This window comes from Pseudomonas sp. 2822-15 (assembly GCF_002742515.1).
GTDB lineage: Bacteria > Pseudomonadota > Gammaproteobacteria > Pseudomonadales > Pseudomonadaceae > Aquipseudomonas > Aquipseudomonas salomonii.
Genome location: NZ_LJRY01000465.1, coordinates 1 through 230 on the forward strand (window position 1 = coordinate 1; position 230 = coordinate 230).

General features: G+C 37.4%; 1 protein-coding gene. It reads right to left on the reverse strand.

Annotation, left to right across the window (positions count from 1 at the left end):
- The coding region (locus tag AOA59_RS33040) for a hypothetical protein (protein ID WP_218212255.1) at positions 1 to 230 on the reverse strand (230 nt) is incomplete at both ends.

The window sequence follows — 230 nt, forward strand, 5'->3', positions numbered from 1 at the left end:
TCATTTGGTCCTTCCACTTATAATTTTTCCCAAAGCCATAACGGATGAGACGAAACACTTCTAGGACATAGACCCCATTCACCCAAGTGAGATGCAGCATGTTAAATAAGCACAGAGCTTTCATTGTGTAACTGCCTTCCTTTAATGCTTTCCAGCGATAATCACTGATAAAAAAGAAGAACGGGATTAATAAGAACGTATATGTTGTTTTCCACCACTTCTTTTTAAAT